21 protein-coding genes and 1 pseudogene are annotated in these 17,776 nt (G+C 48.4%); 3 read left to right on the top strand and 19 right to left on the bottom strand.

Annotation, left to right across the window (positions count from 1 at the left end; translation table 11 throughout):
- Positions 1 to 53: 53 nt before the first annotated feature.
- The 10 genes from rnc to MHB49_RS12100 all read right to left on the bottom strand — a co-directional run bounded on the left by rnc (position 54) and on the right by MHB49_RS12100 (position 8,054).
- Positions 54 to 752, bottom strand: a complete 699-nt coding sequence (gene rnc / locus MHB49_RS12145) for a ribonuclease III (RefSeq protein WP_024630178.1) — start codon at positions 750 to 752, stop codon at positions 54 to 56.
- A gap of 13 nt (positions 753 to 765) precedes the next feature.
- A complete protein-coding gene (gene fabF, locus MHB49_RS12140) occupies positions 766 to 2,004 on the bottom strand; it encodes a beta-ketoacyl-ACP synthase II (RefSeq protein ID WP_247902133.1) in 1,239 nt (412 codons plus the stop codon).
- A 181-nt stretch (positions 2,005 to 2,185) separates the two neighbouring features.
- Positions 2,186 to 2,419 carry an acyl carrier protein gene (gene acpP, locus MHB49_RS12135; RefSeq protein ID WP_024630176.1) on the bottom strand — a complete coding sequence of 78 codons (234 nt, stop codon included), beginning with the start codon at positions 2,417 to 2,419 and terminating at the stop codon, positions 2,186 to 2,188.
- Between the two features lie 151 nt (positions 2,420 to 2,570).
- Positions 2,571 to 3,320 carry a 3-oxoacyl-[acyl-carrier-protein] reductase gene (gene fabG, locus MHB49_RS12130; RefSeq protein ID WP_247902132.1) on the bottom strand — a complete coding sequence of 250 codons (750 nt, stop codon included), beginning with the start codon at positions 3,318 to 3,320 and terminating at the stop codon, positions 2,571 to 2,573.
- 37 nt (positions 3,321 to 3,357) lie between these two features.
- Positions 3,358 to 4,290 (bottom strand): ACP S-malonyltransferase, encoded by a 933-nt coding sequence (fabD, locus tag MHB49_RS12125; protein ID WP_405156282.1) that lies wholly within the window; start codon positions 4,288 to 4,290, stop codon positions 3,358 to 3,360.
- A 27-nt stretch (positions 4,291 to 4,317) separates the two neighbouring features.
- On the bottom strand, positions 4,318 to 5,307 hold the full coding sequence (locus MHB49_RS12120) for a beta-ketoacyl-ACP synthase III (protein ID WP_405156281.1): 990 nt from the start codon (positions 5,305 to 5,307) through the stop codon (positions 4,318 to 4,320).
- 8 nt (positions 5,308 to 5,315) lie between these two features.
- Positions 5,316 to 6,311, bottom strand: a complete 996-nt coding sequence (plsX, locus tag MHB49_RS12115; RefSeq protein WP_247902130.1) for a phosphate acyltransferase PlsX — start codon at positions 6,309 to 6,311, stop codon at positions 5,316 to 5,318.
- Positions 6,308 to 6,856 (bottom strand): transcription factor FapR, encoded by a 549-nt coding sequence (gene fapR / locus MHB49_RS12110; protein WP_247903116.1) that lies wholly within the window; start codon positions 6,854 to 6,856, stop codon positions 6,308 to 6,310. Before fapR ends, plsX begins: the two co-directional genes overlap by 4 nt.
- A gap of 449 nt (positions 6,857 to 7,305) precedes the next feature.
- Positions 7,306 to 7,479 (bottom strand): 50S ribosomal protein L32, encoded by a 174-nt coding sequence (gene rpmF / locus MHB49_RS12105; RefSeq protein ID WP_017689233.1) that lies wholly within the window; start codon positions 7,477 to 7,479, stop codon positions 7,306 to 7,308.
- A 68-nt stretch (positions 7,480 to 7,547) separates the two neighbouring features.
- Positions 7,548 to 8,054 carry a DUF177 domain-containing protein gene (locus MHB49_RS12100; RefSeq protein WP_247902129.1) on the bottom strand — a complete coding sequence of 169 codons (507 nt, stop codon included), beginning with the start codon at positions 8,052 to 8,054 and terminating at the stop codon, positions 7,548 to 7,550.
- A gap of 452 nt (positions 8,055 to 8,506) precedes the next feature.
- Here MHB49_RS12100 and hmpA point away from each other — a divergent pair, with 452 nt between their 5' ends.
- Both hmpA and MHB49_RS12090 read left to right on the top strand, forming a co-directional pair.
- Positions 8,507 to 9,742, top strand: coding sequence for an NO-inducible flavohemoprotein (gene hmpA, locus MHB49_RS12095; RefSeq protein WP_405156280.1), 1,236 nt, complete (start codon positions 8,507 to 8,509; stop codon positions 9,740 to 9,742).
- A gap of 300 nt (positions 9,743 to 10,042) precedes the next feature.
- On the top strand, positions 10,043 to 11,278 hold the full coding sequence (locus MHB49_RS12090; protein WP_405156279.1) for a nucleotidyltransferase: 1,236 nt from the start codon (positions 10,043 to 10,045) through the stop codon (positions 11,276 to 11,278).
- Positions 11,279 to 11,323: 45 nt separating this feature from the next.
- Here the strand turns inward: MHB49_RS12090 and MHB49_RS12085 are convergent, their stop codons facing one another.
- Entirely contained in the window at positions 11,324 to 11,467 is a 144-nt protein-coding gene (locus tag MHB49_RS12085; RefSeq protein ID WP_405156278.1) for a hypothetical protein, read from the bottom strand.
- A 102-nt stretch (positions 11,468 to 11,569) separates the two neighbouring features.
- A complete protein-coding gene (locus MHB49_RS12080; RefSeq protein WP_405156277.1) occupies positions 11,570 to 12,610 on the bottom strand; it encodes a SepM family pheromone-processing serine protease in 1,041 nt (346 codons plus the stop codon).
- A 204-nt stretch (positions 12,611 to 12,814) separates the two neighbouring features.
- Between MHB49_RS12080 and MHB49_RS12075 the strand changes: the two genes are divergently transcribed.
- Entirely contained in the window at positions 12,815 to 14,131 is a 1,317-nt protein-coding gene (locus MHB49_RS12075; RefSeq protein ID WP_405156276.1) for a nucleoside recognition domain-containing protein, read from the top strand.
- On the opposite strand, the gene coaD is transcribed toward MHB49_RS12075, so the two are convergent.
- The 7 genes and pseudogenes from coaD to MHB49_RS12040 form a co-directional block, all read right to left on the bottom strand.
- Positions 14,109 to 14,615, bottom strand: a complete 507-nt coding sequence (coaD, locus tag MHB49_RS12070; RefSeq protein WP_090807427.1) for a pantetheine-phosphate adenylyltransferase — start codon at positions 14,613 to 14,615, stop codon at positions 14,109 to 14,111. The genes MHB49_RS12075 and coaD overlap by 23 nt on opposite strands.
- Position 14,616: 1 nt before the next feature.
- Positions 14,617 to 15,228, bottom strand: a complete 612-nt coding sequence (gene rsmD / locus MHB49_RS12065; protein WP_405156275.1) for a 16S rRNA (guanine(966)-N(2))-methyltransferase RsmD — start codon at positions 15,226 to 15,228, stop codon at positions 14,617 to 14,619.
- Positions 15,229 to 15,556: 328 nt separating this feature from the next.
- Positions 15,557 to 16,120, bottom strand: a complete 564-nt coding sequence (locus tag MHB49_RS12060; RefSeq protein WP_405157114.1) for a GyrI-like domain-containing protein — start codon at positions 16,118 to 16,120, stop codon at positions 15,557 to 15,559.
- Positions 16,121 to 16,132: 12 nt separating this feature from the next.
- Positions 16,133 to 16,324, bottom strand: a pseudogene (locus MHB49_RS12055) (helix-turn-helix transcriptional regulator); the annotation flags it as partial.
- Positions 16,325 to 16,395: 71 nt separating this feature from the next.
- Positions 16,396 to 16,833, bottom strand: coding sequence for a hypothetical protein (locus MHB49_RS12050; RefSeq protein ID WP_405156274.1), 438 nt, complete (start codon positions 16,831 to 16,833; stop codon positions 16,396 to 16,398).
- Between the two features lie 27 nt (positions 16,834 to 16,860).
- Positions 16,861 to 17,151, bottom strand: coding sequence for a hypothetical protein (locus MHB49_RS12045; RefSeq protein ID WP_405156273.1), 291 nt, complete (start codon positions 17,149 to 17,151; stop codon positions 16,861 to 16,863).
- Between the two features lie 139 nt (positions 17,152 to 17,290).
- Positions 17,291 to 17,596, bottom strand: a complete 306-nt coding sequence (locus tag MHB49_RS12040) for a hypothetical protein (RefSeq protein WP_405156272.1) — start codon at positions 17,594 to 17,596, stop codon at positions 17,291 to 17,293.
- Positions 17,597 to 17,776 lie beyond the last annotated feature (180 nt).

The following is a 17,776-nucleotide window of genomic DNA, read 5'->3' as shown; positions in this document are numbered from 1 at the left end:
GGACCCGCGGGCTGCTCTTTGCTCTTCGTTTGTCTATGCGCTTACGGTAAAGCTCAGGCTTCCGGAAGCTTCAGTCGATCCAGTGCTGCAGATGCAGCCTGCTGCTCGGCTTCCTTTTTGGAACGTCCCGTACCTCTGCCAAGCCGTTCTTGTCCCATATGGACCTCGGAGACAAACTCCCGTTCATGGGCAGGGCCCCGTTCCTCAACAATACGGTATTCCAGAGCTCCCATATTGTGATGTTGAGTGAGTTCCTGCAATTCCGTTTTGTAATCGCTCATCTGCAGCTTACTGCCCAGAACGATCAACGGAAATACATGCTGATCCAGAAATGTCCGGACAGGCGCCAATCCCTGATCCAGATATAATGCACCGATGAAAGATTCAAACACATCCGCTAATAAAGCCGGTCTAGTTCGTCCTCCCGTCAGTTCCTCACCTTTACCAAGAAGTACATACTGCCCAAAACCCAACGCTTCAGCAAATTTGACGAGGGAAGGCTCGCAGACAATGGATGCCCGCAGCTTAGTTAACTCACCCTCCGGCCGGTTAGGAAACAAGTGATACAAGTATTCCGATACAGTCAGTTCCAGTACCGCATCGCCCAGAAACTCCAGACGTTCGTTATCCTGATGCTGACTGAACCGGTGTTCGTTTACATAGGAAGCATGGGTAAACGCTTGTTTTAAAAGCTGCCGGTTGTCAAATTTGATTTGAAGTTTGTGTTGTAACTGCTTCAGATCTTCACTCAAACGAACTAGCCCCTTATGCTTCAAATTTTTTGAGAATAATGGTGGCATTGTGACCGCCGAAACCAAATGAATTGGACATGGCAATATTGACTTTAGTTTGACGCGGAACATTCGGCACATAATCCAAATCACATTCCGGGTCCTGATTTTCCAGGTTGATTGTTGGAGCAAGCGTCTGATGTGTCAGCGACAATCCGCAGATTACGGCTTCCACGCCACCAGCAGCACCAAGCATATGACCTGTCATTGATTTGGTGGAACTCACCGCAAGCTTGTACGCATGATCGCCAAAGGCCTTTTTGATCGCAAGCGTTTCGGATCTGTCACCTACAGGTGTTGATGTACCGTGTGCATTGATATAATCCACTTCTTCTGGTTCAATTCCAGCATTACGCAGAGCCATCTTCATACAACGAGCTGCTCCGTCCGGATCAGGCTCCGTCATGTGATGTGCATCACCAGTGAGACCGTAACCAATCACTTCGCCATAAATGCGAGCACCACGTTTTTGAGCATGTTCAAGGGATTCAAGAATCAAAATACCCGCGCCCTCGCCCATAACAAACCCGTCACGTTCAGTATCAAAAGGACGGCTCGACTTGGCCGGATCATCATTACGTGTAGACATGGCACGCATTGCACAGAAACCAGCCAAACCGGTTGGTCTAATAGTTGCTTCCGCACCGCCACAAATCATCGCATCCGCATCACCGTTTGCAATCAGCTTGAAGGAATCGCCAATAGAGTGGGTTCCTGTAGCACATGCCGTTACCACGTTGATGTTAGGACCTTTCGCCCCGAGAGAAATCGACATCTGACCTGAGGCCATGTTGGAGATCATCATCGGAATGAAGAACGGGCTTACACGTTTGGGACCTTTTTGCAACAATGCATTATGTTGGTCCTCCCAAGTACCCAATCCACCGATACCCGATCCGATCGACACACCAAAACGCTCGGCATCAATGTTCTCGTCAATTTTCAATCCACTGTCTTCAACGGCTTTGAAGCCAGCTGCTACAGCGAACTGAACAAAGCGATCCATCTTACGTGCATCTTTGCGATCCATGTATTCTTCCGGGTTGAAATCCTTGATCTCGGCTGCAATTTGAGTGGTGTATTCACTTACATCAAATGCCTCAATCTGAGAGATTCCGGACTTGCCTGCCATTAAACTGCCCCAGAACGTTTCCAAATCTTTTCCGAGCGATGTCATTACGCCCATTCCGGTAATTACAACTCTTTGTTTCAAACCGACTCACCTCTATATCGACTGCATTACGCAAGTATTTTGTGGGAATATCCGCAAGCAGACGTCTAGCCAAGCAGGACCCTAAGATCCTTTTTGACCAGCGCCGCATGCGGAATGAGAAAAACCAATGAATGATGAGAAGTCCCGCCTGTTCGAAAACAGGTGCGGGACTGAATTGACTTTAGGTATGAGATTGTATGTAGTTTACAACTTCACCTACGGTCGTAATTTTTTCTGCATCTTCATCAGAGATTTCCAAATCGAATTCATCTTCCAATTCCATGACCAATTCCACTACATCCAAAGAATCAGCACCCAAATCTTCTTTGAAAGATGCTTCAAGTGTAACTTCAGCTTCGTCTGCGCCCAAGCGGTCGACGACGATGCGTTTTACACGCTCCAATACATCGGACATCCGGTTCACCTCCTCCTTGGTATTATACGAGAATCGCAGGCAAAATGCCATAGAAGACATATGCGGCTCCCGGCCGGGGAACCCGGCCTTTTTCCGGCATTTCGGATCGTCCAGCGCCTGTTCCCCGACTATAGTTCAAGTCCGGGAAGAATTACATGTACATACCACCATCAACATGCAGTGTCTGCCCTGTCATATAAGATGAAGCTTCTGAAGCCAGGAACGTGACAACACCGGCAATTTCATCCGGCTGGCCCAGACGGGCTAACGGAATACCATTCAACATGTTGTCCACGATCTCCTGAGACAATTCCTTCGTCATATCGGTCTCAATAAATCCTGGTGCAACGCAGTTCACTGTGATGCCGCGGGAGGCAAGCTCACGTGCAGATGCTTTCGTCAAACCGATGACCCCTGCCTTGGCAGCGACATAGTTTGCTTGTCCAGCATTTCCGAGCACACCCACAACAGAGGAGATATTGATGATTCTACCAGACCGCTGCTTCATCATTGGACGCGTAACCGCCTTAAGGCAGTTAAACACCCCTTTGAGATTGGTTTCGATCACCTGATCGAATTCCTCTTCTTTCATGCGCATGATCAGATTATCACGGGTAATCCCTGCATTGTTGACAAGGATATCCACGTTACCCCACGCTTCAATCGTAGCTTTGACCATTTGCTCAGCTTCGTCCATCTGGCCCACATTCGCTTGAATCGTAATGGCCTGAACTCCTTTGGCGCGAATCGCTTCCGCTACTTCCTCAGCTGCCGCTTGGCTGCCCGCATAATTCACGGCCACGTTGGCGCCAGCCTCGGCCAAAGCGAGCGCAATACTGCGCCCAATACCACGGGATGCACCGGTAACGAGCGCATTTTTACCTTGTAATGGTTTAGACATAATCATTCCTCCTTTCCCCAAATCTAATCCTTGTTAATCAAATTAGTGCAGCTGCCGTTGCTTCGAGCGTCTCAAGACTGTTTACATTGTACAGTTTAACGGTTTTATCTGTTTTTTTAATCAAACCTGTTAACACACTGCCAGAACCAATCTCGATAAAGGTATCCACACCTTGCTCAATAAGCCATGTCACACTGTCTTCCCATAAAACCGGAGAATAGACCTGAGCCGTCAATAATTCCTGAACCTTACCGTCCTCTACAGGTCTTGCAGTCACATTCGCGACTACAGGGATCAACCCGGATGAGAACGAAACAGTTTGCAGTTTCTCAGCCAGCTTCTCTGCCGCATCCTTCATTAAGGAAGAATGGAACGGACCGCTTACTTCAAGTGTGATGGCACGTTTGCCGCCCGCTTCCTTAACCCGTTCGGCGACAGCAGCTACCCCTTCCTTCACACCGGAAATCACGATTTGCCCCGGACAGTTGATGTTGGCAAGTTCAACGGCATGACCACTTTCGGATACGTCCCGGCAAAGCACCCCCAGCGCTTCCCGATCCGCACCCAATACCGCAGCCATCGCACCCTGTCCACCAGGAACAGCCTGTTCCATATATTGACCGCGTGCCCGCACAATGCTTACCGCGTCCGCGAACGAAAGAACGCCCGCCGCGACCAGTGCACTGTATTCACCCAAACTGTGTCCAGCCATATAATCAGGCTGAATTCCTTTTTCTTTAAAAGCCTCAAACAATGCAATACTTGCTGTCAGCAGAGCCGGTTGCGTATTTGATGTCTGTTTCAACTCGGTCTCTGGTCCCTCAAAAACAAGATTGCTCAGCGAGAAACCCAGCGTCTCATCGGCTGTACGGAAAATTTCTGTTGCCGCAGGCACAGACTCATATGCGTCCTTGGCCATGCCCACAGTCTGCGATCCCTGTCCGGGAAATACAAATGCTATTTTACCCATCCAATTCATCTCTCCCAGCTGTCTAATTTACCAAACGAGTACCGATGCGCCCCACGTCAAACCGCCACCAAAACCAACCATAAGCACGGTATCTCCGGCTTTCATGCGGCCTTCTTCAGCAGCTTCTACCAAAGCAAGCGGAATGGAGGCTGCAGATGTGTTGGCGTATTTATCCACATTGACTACAACTTTCTCTTCTGGAAGCTCAAGCCGCTGCATTGCAGATTGGATAATCCGAATATTGGCTTGGTGAGGAACAAACAGATCCACGTCCGTACGTTCCAGGCCAGCCTTGCGCAGTACTTCGATTGTCGCTGTACCCATCACCCGTACTGCAAATTTAAACACTTCACGGCCATTCATGTAAATATAATGTTTTTTGTTCTCAACTGTTTCTACGGATGCAGGCAGACGTGAACCTCCGCCCTCCATTTGAAGCAGGCTTCCGCCCGCGCCTTCAGCTCCGAGATCAAATGATTTAAATCCACGGCCTTTTGGCACTTCACCAACAATAACCGCGCCCGCGCCATCACCAAACAGCACACAGGTATTACGGTCGGTATAGTCAGTAATTCGAGACAAGCAATCTGCACCAATAACAAGTGCATTGTTGTACATGCCGCTTTGGATAAAGCTTGTTGCTGTTGCCAGACCGTATACAAATCCCGAGCAGGCAGCAGACAAATCAAATGCCGCAGCACCCTTGGCACCAAGCTTATCTTGCAAAATACAAGCAGTAGAAGGGAATGAGGAATCCGGTGTAATAGTCGCCACAATAATCAGATCAAGGTCACTGCCCGTCATGCCAGCAGATTCAAGTGCTTTGATGGCTGCCTCGTATGCCAGATCGGAGGTTGCCTGATCCGGTGCAGCGATGTGGCGCTCCTTGATCCCTGTTCGGCTGACAATCCACTCATCGTTCGTATCAACCATTTTCTCCAAATCGCTGTTTGTCAAAATTTTCTCAGGTACATATTTACCTGTACCGATAACCCCTACCGGGCGCAAATTATTCATGTCGTCACTCACTTCCCGCTAATTTCCTTAGATATGCTCTCTACCAGCTGGTTCTGTACTGCAATCCGTGCTTGGCGCACAGCATTTTTGATAGCATTGCCATCAGCCGATCCATGACTTTTCACCACAAGTCTGCTCAAACCGAGGAGTGGTGCACCACCGTGCTCGGTATAATCCAGTTTCCTTTTCAAACCGCGCAGCTCAGGCATAAGTACAGCAGCAGCCAGTTTGCTTTTGAGCGACGATGAGAATTGATCCTTAAGCAGAGCGAAAATGGCACCTGCTGTGCCTTCAAGCGATTTTAACAATATATTTCCGGCAAACCCATCACATACAAGCACGTCACACGCACCTGTAAGCACGTCACGGGCCTCCACGTTACCAACAAAACGAATCGGAAGTTGCTCCAGCAAAGGATAGGCATGTTTGGTCAACTCATTCCCCTTACCCGGCTCCGTTCCCACATTGAGCAGACCCACTCTTGGCGACGCGATCCCCTGCACTTTTTGCCGATACAAGCTTCCCATCAAACCGTACTGTGCGAGATGTTCCGGTTTGGCATCCATATTCGCACCAAGGTCAAGCGCAAGTACACCCACATCATCAATCGTTGGAATCATGGGCGCAAGAGCCGGGCGCTCAATGCCTTCCATCCGACCAACGACAAGCAAGCCGGCTGTCATCAGCGCTCCGGTATTGCCTGCAGAGATCATGGCATCTGCTTCGCCTTCTTTAAGCATGCGACCTGCAACCACCATGGAGGCATCCTTCTTGCGTCGAACTGCCCTGACCGGTTCATCATCCGAACCGATTACTTCGGAAGCATGCCGAATAGTCAGATTAGCAGGTTTGGCGCCTGACTGACTCAGAAGAGGTTCCAGCTTGGCTTCATCGCCGACCAGGACGATCTGTGTATCCGCCCATTCCGTAGCCGCGGCGATCGCACCTTCTACTGTTGCCGCAGGTGCGTTATCGCCCCCCATGGCATCAATGACGATTTTCATCCCGAATGTCCTCCTTCTACGCTGTCTTCTCCACCTGAACGGTAGATTACAAAGTTGCCTTGAAACACCATTTCTTCACCCACATAAGTGAATACTTCCACTTTGGCTTTGCCCTTTTGACCTGAGATCGATCGCACATAAGCCTTCGCAATGCATTTCTCGGACAAATGCACCGAACGGACAAAACGAATGTCTGCGGATGCCGTCAACGCGATCTCGTCATTAATAACGGCAACAGCCAACGAGTTGGCCTGTGCAAAAACATAATGCCCCCGAGCAATGCCCGTTCTCGAAAATACATGCTCTTCCTTAATCTCAAACAAGGAAATCCCGCTCTTGTCCAATTGCAGGTCCACAATATCACCGATAATCTCATGAAGGGGCAAGGATCGCACCTGATCATAGGAACGCTCCGCCATCAGTTTCATTCGCTCCCGCAACTCGGGAATCCCAAGCTCCAGTCTGTCGAGACGAATCGTCTGAATACTCACCTTCAATTGGCGTGTAAGTTCCTGATCCGTCACAAACGGGTTGTCTTCGATCATTTTGGTTAACTGCTGCTGCCTCTGTCTCTTCGGTACACGTTCGATGCCTGACACCCCCCGCTGTATCGTTTAAGGAACCGCCCAATCAGGTCAGTTCTAGATTCTTTCACATTGCTTCTATAGTTGCATCCCTGTTCAGCAGGGCATTCTCACACGAATCATAATTCATGTTTATGTAACGTCAAATCTTAGAACCTGGTACTAAACTATAGTATATCTCATCCCGTGTCAAAAAGAAAGGCTGGCTAAACAAAAACAGTCCTGCCTTGCACAGCGCGGCTCCACATTGCCGAACACAACCCGTGCCATGCCTTACTAAGTATATCAAAAACATGTATTAAACAATATTCAAGAAGATAGAATACAGGAGGAATTTGCTATTCTTGTGATGATATTGTCCAAAAAAAGTAGCACCTCATCGAAATGAAGTGCTACTTGATGTCTGGCTATTATTGAGAGATGATCTCTCTTGCTTTGTACGTTCCGCACACTTTGCACACGTGGTGACTAAGTTTAAGTTCGCCACATTGTTCACATTTCACCATGCCCGGTACAGCCAATTTAAAGTGAGTACGACGTTTGTCGCGACGCGTCTTGGACGTTCTCCGTTGAGGTACTGCCATTATTCCCACCTCCTTATCAAAATCAACCTTTGCAGGTAGTTGTTACATTGTTCGATTTTCACTCATGCTCATTTAAAAAAATCCTTGAGCCCTGCAAGCCGCGGATCGATAACTTGGTTATCACAACCGCAGTCACCTTCGTTCAGCTCATGGCCACACTTGGGGCATAACCCTTTGCATGTATCGCTGCATAGCGGTATAAACGGAAGATCCAGCAGAAAAGCTTCCTCGGCATAAGCCTTCAGATCAATGCTTTCTTCATCCACATAGAAAGTATCGTCATCTTCGGGCAAATCCTCTGGCTGTTTCCCCTGCTTGAATTGCTCATGAAAATCAATATGAAAATGTTCATTAACTGGCTTGAGACACCGGGAGCACAACATGTCCACCCCTGCTGTCAGCTGGCCATGAACATCCACAACGTCGCCCTCTCTGTACTCTGCAGATAAATCTGCGGTCAGCGGGGTAACGGCTGTGATATCCTGTCGGTTAGAAACCAGTTCCTTAATATCCCACTGTTCCTTGAACTGCAAGGGACGGTCACTGGTAGCCACTTTACGAAATGGCATTAACATTTCCCATCACTCCAAACGAAACCAATTTCATAATTCAAGTCATACGCATCACGACAGTTATACAGATCAAGTCTGACTGTTGAAGATCATCATTTTCCCGCCTGTATGTATTCTGACGATTCATCGTTAAAAGTATTATGAAATTGACTTAACAAACAAAAATCATTATACCGATTTCTCAAGACGTTTGTCAACACTTTTAACTTTACACCCTTTTTAAAATGACGATTCTAAGCCGCATCCAATCTCTGATACATTATAGGCTTACTACCAGATAAACTACAAGTCATGCATTTTGCATGCCATTCTGGTCACACTTCGTTAATCTTTAGTGTGATCTATATCACACGAAGCTCCAAATTCCCTGCCTATACTTGCTTAGAACAAAAGCACGCTCAGCCCGTCACTGACCTATTCTTCAGCTATTTTATACATTATCGGGAGGGAATATTTTGTTAAGTCCACATACCATTCAAGTGATCAAGTCTACTGTACCCGTTCTTGAAGTCCACGGTGAAGCCATAACACGGCATTTCTATAAAACGATGTTCAACGCTCATCCGGAATTACTGAATATTTTCAACCATGCTAACCAGAAGCAAGGACGACAGCAAGCCGCACTGGCCAATATGGTATACACCGCTGCCCTTCATATTGATAATCTGTCCTCGATCCTGCCCGCTGTAAAACAGATTGCACATAAACATCGCAGCCTCGGCATTGTCCCTGAACAATATGCGATTGTAGGCACATACCTGCTGCAGGCAATCCAAGATGTACTTGGAGACGCAGCGACCGATGAGATTATAACGGCATGGCGCGAAGCCTACAGTGTGATTGCAGATGCCTTTATCGGACTTGAACAGGATATGTACATTGAGGCCGGGAACCAAAGCGGCGGCTGGGAAGGGTTCCGTACTTTCAAGGTTTCCAAGAAAGTGCAGGAAAGTGAAGTCATCACTTCTTTTTACCTCGTTCCGGAGGATGGTCTGCCCATTGCCAGCTATGAACCAGGCCAATATATCAGTATCCGACTTCAACCAGAAGGTCAGGCATATACCCAGATTCGTCAGTATAGCCTTTCCGATGCCCCGGGTAAACCGTATTATCGCATTTCCGTTAAACGTGAACATGCTGTGATGGAGCGTCCTGACGGAGTTATCTCCACATATCTCCATGATCATATCGCAGAAGGAAGTCTGGTGGAGTTATCCGCCCCTGCTGGCGACTTCACGCTGAAAATGGAAGATGACACTCCTGTTGTGCTTTTAAGTGGCGGTGTCGGCCTAACACCCATAATTAGCATGTTAAATACACTGGCAGACTTAAACGACAATCGTTCAATTACATTTATTCATGCAAGTTCAAATGGCCAAACCCACGCTTTCCGTGATCATGTGAACCTTCTGGCAGAACGTAACCATAACCTTAAAGCGTACTATTGTTACACACAACCCGCTGCTTCTGATCGTGAAAACGATTATTTCCACAAGGAAGGTTATCTGGATGAAGCCTGGCTTCGTCAGGTGATTGATGAACTGGATGCCACTTATTATCTGTGTGGTCCGGCTTCGTTCATGCGAGCAGCGTATGCGGAGCTTGAGGCCATTGGGGTCGCAGCAGACAGAATCCATTATGAATTTTTTGGACCCAAGGCCAGCCTTTCTCCTTCACCAGAAAATGTATAACGGTTGGATAGCCCCCCACCATCTTGACCAAAATTCAAACAATAAATTGTCTATGCTCGAAGGCACAGTCTGACATCTGATGATGTTGGATTGATGCCTTCTTCGTTTGTTTGAAGGAATGCATGATTTGATCTACCACAAGTCATCACCTATGATGGAAGGAAAGAAACAGCATGGTCTAAAATGATAGTATATGTATCAAATGTTTACTTAAAGATACCAGCACAGCTTGATGATGAAGATTATCTACAGCCACATGTACTACTTACCCCTTCATCTCAATCGAAAGGAGTACGTTTAATGAGCCCAGCCGTAGGCGTCATTGTTGAATATAATCCCCTGCATAACGGCCATGTCTACCATTTGAGCGAGGCCAGACGGCTCAGCGGAGCAAACGCCGTTGTGGCCGTGATGAGCGGCCCTTTCCTTCAGCGCGGCGAACCCGCCATCGTTGGCAAAAGGGCCCGCACTGAGATGGCGCTGCATGCTGGCGCCGATCTGGTTCTTGAACTGCCGGTTGCCTATGCAGTACAACCGGCCGAGTGGTTCGCCTATGGTGCGGTGTCGCTGCTGCACCGCACAGGCGTTGTGGACTCGCTCTGCTTCGGCAGCGAGTCCGGCGACCTGGACAGCCTGCAGCGCATTGCGCGCGTGCTGGCTGTGGAGCCCGCAGGGCTGCGCGAGGATATCGCGCGCCGCCTGCGGGAAGGCGCCAGCTACCCCGCCGCGTACGCAGGTGCGGCGGCAGCGCTGGCGCCTGGCGGCGTCGATGCCGACGACGCCGCTGCACTGCTGGGGCAGCCCAACAATTCGCTTGGGCTGCACTACCTGATCGCGCTGCAACGTCTGGGCAGCGCGATCAGGCCCTTTACAGCGGCGCGTACCGGTGCCGCGTATCATGAGGCGACGCCCGGACCGGGGGCGATCGCCAGTGCAACCGCCGTCCGCCGCCTGCTGATGGCGGACGGGCCCGAAGCCGCCGCGCCATACGTGCCGGCGGCAACCCTTGCCATTCTGCAGCGCGAATGGCAGGAAGGGCGCGCTCCCGTGCACTGGGAGCGCTTTGCACAGCCGCTGCTGCACATCGCGGCCACACGCCGTGCCTCCGAGCTGGAGCAGATCGCCGAAGTCACGGAAGGGCTTGAACACAGGCTGAGCCGCACGCTCGCTCATCTGCCGGAGGCTACAGTCGAGGCGCTGCTGAACGCGCTCAAAACGAAACGCTACACACACACCAAGCTGCAGCGCATGCTAACCCATATCCTGCTGAATCATGCCAAGGCCGAATGTTCGCCCGTCAAACTGGCCGAAGGTCCGGCATATCTTCGGGTGCTTGGCTTTAATGCACAGGGACAGAGCCTCTTGAAACAATTGAAAAAGACAGCTACTCTGCCTGTTCTGCTGAAACCATCTACCTTCACCCATCATCAGCTGGAGATGGATGTACAAGCACAGGCAGCATACGCACTCGCTTGCGAATACATGGATACACGCATGATGTACAGCGATTACTATGAACCACCTGTAAGGCTCTAACTCAGCATTTAGTCACATCCCTACTGGTTAAACAGGCACAAAACCTCAACATTGTCCATTCCATTTGTATCGACTCAGCCATTTTTTGCGGGAGCCAACAGCTGCATACGGTTTGATGCAATCCCGATCTGCTCGGATAACATTAATCAGATTCTGTTGATGATGCGTTAAATTATATCGATCACTCAAACTAAATCCCCCCTATTGCACACCGATTCGGTGTGCAATAGGGGGGATTTCATATCATCCTCAAATTTATTCAACCATTCTAAGGTCGTGACAATGATCGTTTTAGGATTTGACAGACAAGGTTTTCAGATAAGCCAGCGCATCATCCACCGTGCTGACCGGAACGAGTTTCATTTTGGTACCAATCTGCTTAGCCTTGGCTTCGGCTTCTTTATAATTGTCCTTCGGCACAAAGAAAAACTCCGCTTCTTTCCGATCTGCCGCAACAATTTTGTGCACAACGCCACCAATTGCGCCAACCACACCTTCTTTGTTAATGGTGCCCGTGCCCGCAATCCGATGACCTTTCGTCAAATCTCCAGGGGTTAACTGATTGTAAATCTCCAGAGTGAACATCAGTCCGGCAGATGGGCCGCCTACCTGAGTATCCGTGAAAGATATCTGTTTATCCGGATCTTCTGCTTTCACCTTCTGTACCGCACCGATCATGACACCCAATGCCGGGCGAGTTTCACCCGTTTTGCTGTCTTTCACTTCAATCAGTTGAACGTCGCGGCTGATGGTCTCCCCGCCTCGCTCCAACTGCATCTCAACCGTATCTCCGACCTTTTTGTTCTTTAACTGCTCAGACAGCACCGTATTGTCGGGAGTTGCCGTTCCGTCTACCCCCAAAATAATATCACCGGGCTCAATATCTCCCTTAGGTTTGGGGTCTTCGGACAGCCCAAATACAAAAATGTGCTCAGGAACGATGGAGTATTTCACTCCCGCCTGCTCATACGCTGCTTCCATGGCGGAGGATTGTGAATCACTCATGAACCAGACCTGTTCGGCAGAATATTCGGCTTCGCTTTTACCGCGCAGCCGATCTTCTTTTTTATCCACTTGTGCATTTCGATTAAACAAGGAGGTACCCAGCAAAAACACATTGGCGTATGTTGCCGACACAGTCGTCATCATAAACACACCGCGTTCTTCCCTATCCCCCTCTTTCACGGTAACCATGGGTTTTACCTCGTCGGCGCTGCCAGGCATATAAATGATATATGGTGTTGGCATATACACCGCCACATAGACGACTAGAGCCACCACGATCACAAAGATCGAAGCTCTGAATCCGCCAGATTTCCGAATCCGATTCATTGCATGAGCCCCCGTTCTTTGCGTTTCTTTCAATAATTATAAGTCTAACACTCTCATGCTTTTGCATACAATGGTACAGGCCGGATAGGCCGCTGTTTACAGCCGCTTATCCGGTCAAGGCCGAAGCGTCCACGGACGTCATTCGGCCGTCCATAACTAAATTCCGGCCGAGTGTATGCGGCACGATCCATATGAGGTGAAACAATGACAATGCAGAGCGAAGTTACGGGCTCTGGACCGTTACGAACGGTGCTTATGAGCACCGGCGCTTTATTGCTGGTAGTGGCAGTAGTTGTATCTCCAAAAGATGCATTCGATGCCTCTATTCAAGGTTTGGACATCTGGTGGAAAGTCATCTTTCCGGCCATGCTTCCATTCCTGATGTTATCCCAAATGCTCACTGCGTTCGGCTTTACCCACGCGTTTGGCGTCCTAGTTGGGCCATTGATGCAACGCTGGTTCCGTCTGCCGGGCAAAGCCGGACTGGCTATTGCTGTCGGCATGTGCGGCGGTTTTCCGGCAGGAGCGGATACCGCATCCCGCTTAGTGCAGGATCAACAAATTACCGCCAAACAGGCGGGGATGGTGGCAGCAGCAGCTCATTTCGCCAATCCGTTGATGATTATCCTTGTCATAGGTGCAGCTTTTCTCCATCAGCCTGCTGCCGGATATTTCCTTCTGATCGTTCACTGGGTTAGTGGCTGGATCGCCAACATGATCGGAGTACGTCTTCTGCCTACGAAATCAAAAAGTACCCGAATCGCCATTTCATCAGCTGATTTGGAACGTAATAAGGTTGTTTCCGAACCAAAAAAACTCACATCTGCGAGCCACGCTGCTTCACTCAAAAAGCGCAGCCTATGGTCGCAAATGATGCTTGCAGCCCGCGAAGCGCAGGAACGTGATGGGCGCGGGTTCGGCAAATTGCTTGGTGACACGGTCTCCCAAGCTGTACAAACTTTAATGATGACCGGAGGATATATGATTGTGTTCGCCGTGTTTGTTCGGCTGCTCACCCTCTATATCACCCCCGGTACTTCAGTTGCTTTTTGGCCCTCACTGCTGGAGCTCCATCTGGGAACGTATCACCTGAGTCAGAGCTCACTGACACCTGTTCTGCTAATATCTTTGCTTGCAGCTGTCCTCGGTTGGGGAGGTCTTTCCTCTCATCTGCAAGTCTCGGCCGTGCTAAAAGCTGCGGGGCTTACCACAACGTCCATGTTGTATTTTGCTGGGATCCGGCTTCTTCATGCATTGGTTGCATTTTTCATTAGCTTGCTGCTGTGGCTGCCATTCAGCCGTTACAGCTCCGAGGTCTTGGCCACGTTTCAGACAAATCCGGACAATGGTTGGGCACCCTTCTTAACCAAGCAGTCCCTGGCAGACATGAACACCTCCGACATCATCGAAGCAGTCTGGAGTGGTTTCCCTACTGCCTGTATCGGTCTGGCAATGCTGCTCACCGTCATGATCAGCCTGTCCGGGCTGACCTTCTGGTTTAACCGCCGGTTTTCTCGCTAATTTTCTGACGCAGCGCAGCTTCCACTTCAGGTGAGACCAGATCGGTGACATCTCCGTGGTAGTGGGCAATTTCCTTGACGATGCTGGAGCTCAGATAAGAATATTTCGGATTGGTCATCATAAAGATGGTTTCCGCATCCGGATTTAACTTGCTGTTCGTTGAAGCCAGCTGAAGCTCATATTCAAAGTCCGTCACCGAGCGGATCCCGCGGACAATGACCTGAGCATCTTTTTGCCGTACATAATTAGCCGTCAGGTCACGGAAGCTGTCCACTTCCACATTAGGCAGATGACTCGTGACTTCCGTAATAAGACTCTTGCGTTCTTCCACCGTAAACAATGGATTTTTGCTCATATTATTCAATACAGCCACGATGACGCGATCAAACTGTTTTGACGCGCGGGCAATAATGTCCAGATGGCCCATGGTTACCGGATCAAAACTCCCTGGATATACGGCAATTCGTTCCTGACGATGTATCATTTCACTCATGAGGAGCCTCCTCTTCCGCTGTGCTAGGTTCTCCATCTTCTGTTGTTGCAGCAGGTGCATAATGATAGATGGATACAGCTGTCTCCCCATACAATGCCTTGCGCGTTTGTTCAAACGGGCCGAATTGCTCAGGGTAATGATATTTAGATTCATATTCAAGCACAATGGTCGCTTCCGGTTCAAGCAGATCCAGTTCGTGCATTGTAAGCATTAACTCATCCCCATTTTTCATACGGTAGGGCGGATCCAGAAATACGAGATCAAATTGTGTGCTTCGCTTGGCGAGCGCCTTCAATGCACGACTGGCATCATTCCGGTATATGGCCGCTTGATCTTCCAGCCTGGTTGCCTTCAGATTTGCACGGATCACTTCAATACTTTTCGATTCCAAGTCAACAAAAACAGCCTTGTCCATGCCGCGGCTCAGCGCCTCAATCCCGAGACCTCCACTGCCTGCAAACAGATCCAATGCTGTACCGCCCTCAAAATACGGGCCAATCATACTAAACAACGCTTCCTTCACCTTGTCGGTGGTCGGCCGCGTCCCTGTGCCAGGAACAGCCTTCAGCGGTCTGCCTTTCGCACTCCCAGATACCACTCTCACTGATGAGTCACCTTTTCTCTCTATGTAAGTTTATTGATAAAGCTATCGTACCACAATCAGGTTCAGTTTGAAAAACAGTCCGTCTGACTTTGCTCAAGAAAATTGATGACGTAATTGTTGACGGATATGTATAAAAAGGAAACAATCGGGCGATTCTATAATTATCGACATCACAAGTGTCGTAGACAACCGCGGAGAAGACTTACGTTTCCCCATAAGCTCTTCGTCCGGTTTCTCCTCTCCCATGAAAGATAGGCCCTCGAAAGAGGGCCTATTTTTGTTGTTGGAACGTTGGTTGCTGATCATTTCCTGAATCATTTAATATGATCTACTTTTTACGAACTGGAATCCACACTTCAGTGATGAAATCTTGATGCTGATCATCAACCCATTCATATTTCTCGATACATGGTCCTTCCGCTTGTTCAAAACTCGTTGACGGAAACCACTCGGTGTAGATACGTTTCCAGATATTCATTATACTTAAATCAATATCGACATCTTCAGTCATCGTCCCGCGACTGTCAAAGACCGCATAAGTTTGACCAGGTAAATGAAGAACGGTAAATCCATCAGGGACCTGAATACCATCTGGCACTTCTGCTCCCATTAAATAACGTTTTGAACCATCCTCATCAAAGTCAAAATGATAACCATACAGCAATGCGCCAGCCTGTCTCCCTACAAGCTTGTTAATCTGATCATGAGTACCATCTTTCCAAATTCCCTCCACAAATCCAGGTATCTCTTTGTACGCATCCTCATGGACGATAACACTTTTTCCACATACAGTAGAGCCTTTTTCCTCAACCATTCGATAATTCATTTCTGTTTCCCCTCTAACCTGAATTTGAAAGGAGATTCGAGGGAAAGCTTTAAGTTTCACATTCATTTTCTTGGCTTCAAGCGGTGTTACCCCGTGCATTCTTTGAAATGCTTTCGTAAAAGCCGCCGGGCTGTCATAACCGTACTTCAGCGCAGCATCAATGACTTTACAATTCGTTCCCACTAAATCCTGTGCCGCAAGCGTAAGCCGCCTATTTCTCACGTATTGGGTCACGGTAACACCAGTTACTGCATGAAACATTCGCTGAAAATGGTATTTCGAACTCTACCTCATGGGTAGCTGTGCGTTTCATTCTCGCCCGATTTCCACAATACAGATGTTCAAGGTCCATACTTCTCGTCCAACTCACCCTGCTCAGCTTCTTCTTCCGTCTGCAACCATCCAATCTCCTTGAGCCAAACACCCATATCAGCAATAAATTCCTCAGTATTCAAATGCTCTATCTTGTACTTCTTCATCTTTTCACTCAAACATGTATAAAACGCATGGCTTAAGGCATGTCGCTGTTTGCTTACGCTCCAGTTCTTGTACCGGTCTTCACTCACCGTTTGATCAAAATAGATGACCTTCTCCGCCTTCACATGCCTGACGCTGGATTTGCGTCCGTATTCATCAGGCAGGCAGCGGAATACAAAGTACAGTTCAATATCACACAAAGCATACTTCTCGGCCGCTCTTTCAAAAACAGGCTGTAATTCATCTGATAGCTCTGCTACCTTGGTCAGTCCTGACGTATCTGTTGTTTTGCCCAGAATCACAGCATGGCCCTCCTTATCCACGACAATTCAAGCTAATTCCCGTTTAATGCGTTCTCTGTACTTCCGATTTGAAATGCGCATATTTTTTAATGTTATGACAAGTAAGACAGCCGGTAAGATTGTAAAAGATGACCACGATTTAATGCTATAAAATACAATAAATATCAAAGCAAGCCAAGTCATAATTTCTAAAATTTCGTATTTCGTCAACGTCACTTTAAACCCTTTTTTTGATATCAGACGGATTAAAAAATAAGCAAGCAAACTATAAAAAGCAAACATGCCTAATATTGCGAGAGCAACCATGAAAATCATCATTCTGTATCACTCACTTCTCAATCTTTTTCCTTAATTTCACTACAGAAGTAGAGATATGTCTCCTCAAGCTGGTTGGCCTTGCTCTGGACCGCCCGAACACTCGTCACTTTGCATCTATCTCTCAATTCTCTTTACTGCTTTACTTCTCTTCCGTTACAACCGTTGCATTATAGATCACAATACGTTTACCGTTCAGGTCAAAAAGTACCTTGTTGCCATACTCGGTATCCTGCACATCGATCTTGCCTTCATAGGTCTGGATCAGCTCACCTGAGCTGCTGTACACCTTCACTACACGCTCCAGCCCTCCGGTATTATTGGATCTCATCGTTTTGAGTGCACGCTCTCCAGAAGCGGTGTTGAAATACCAGATAAATGATCCAACAATAATGCCCATAACAGCCAGCACCGTGAGCCACATCCCTGTTTTTGCCTTTCTGCTCATCCTGTCCCCTCCCTCATCTCTTTGTTTCTGTACATTACGAGAACCGAACGAGAACGGTTTCAACCATACATAGACTCCGCTGCCTGCTTCACTCTTCTACTCTCTCCTTTATTCAAAATAAAACAAAACAGAGGCCCTCTTCATCGAGTAACCTCTGCTTCAGCTTTTGCTACAAACTAT

Source organism: Paenibacillus sp. FSL K6-0108 (assembly GCF_045040695.1).
Lineage (GTDB): Bacteria > Bacillota > Bacilli > Paenibacillales > Paenibacillaceae > Paenibacillus > Paenibacillus pabuli_B.
Note: the sequence above shows the minus strand (reverse complement) of the source record. Positions and strands in the feature narration are given on the sequence as shown.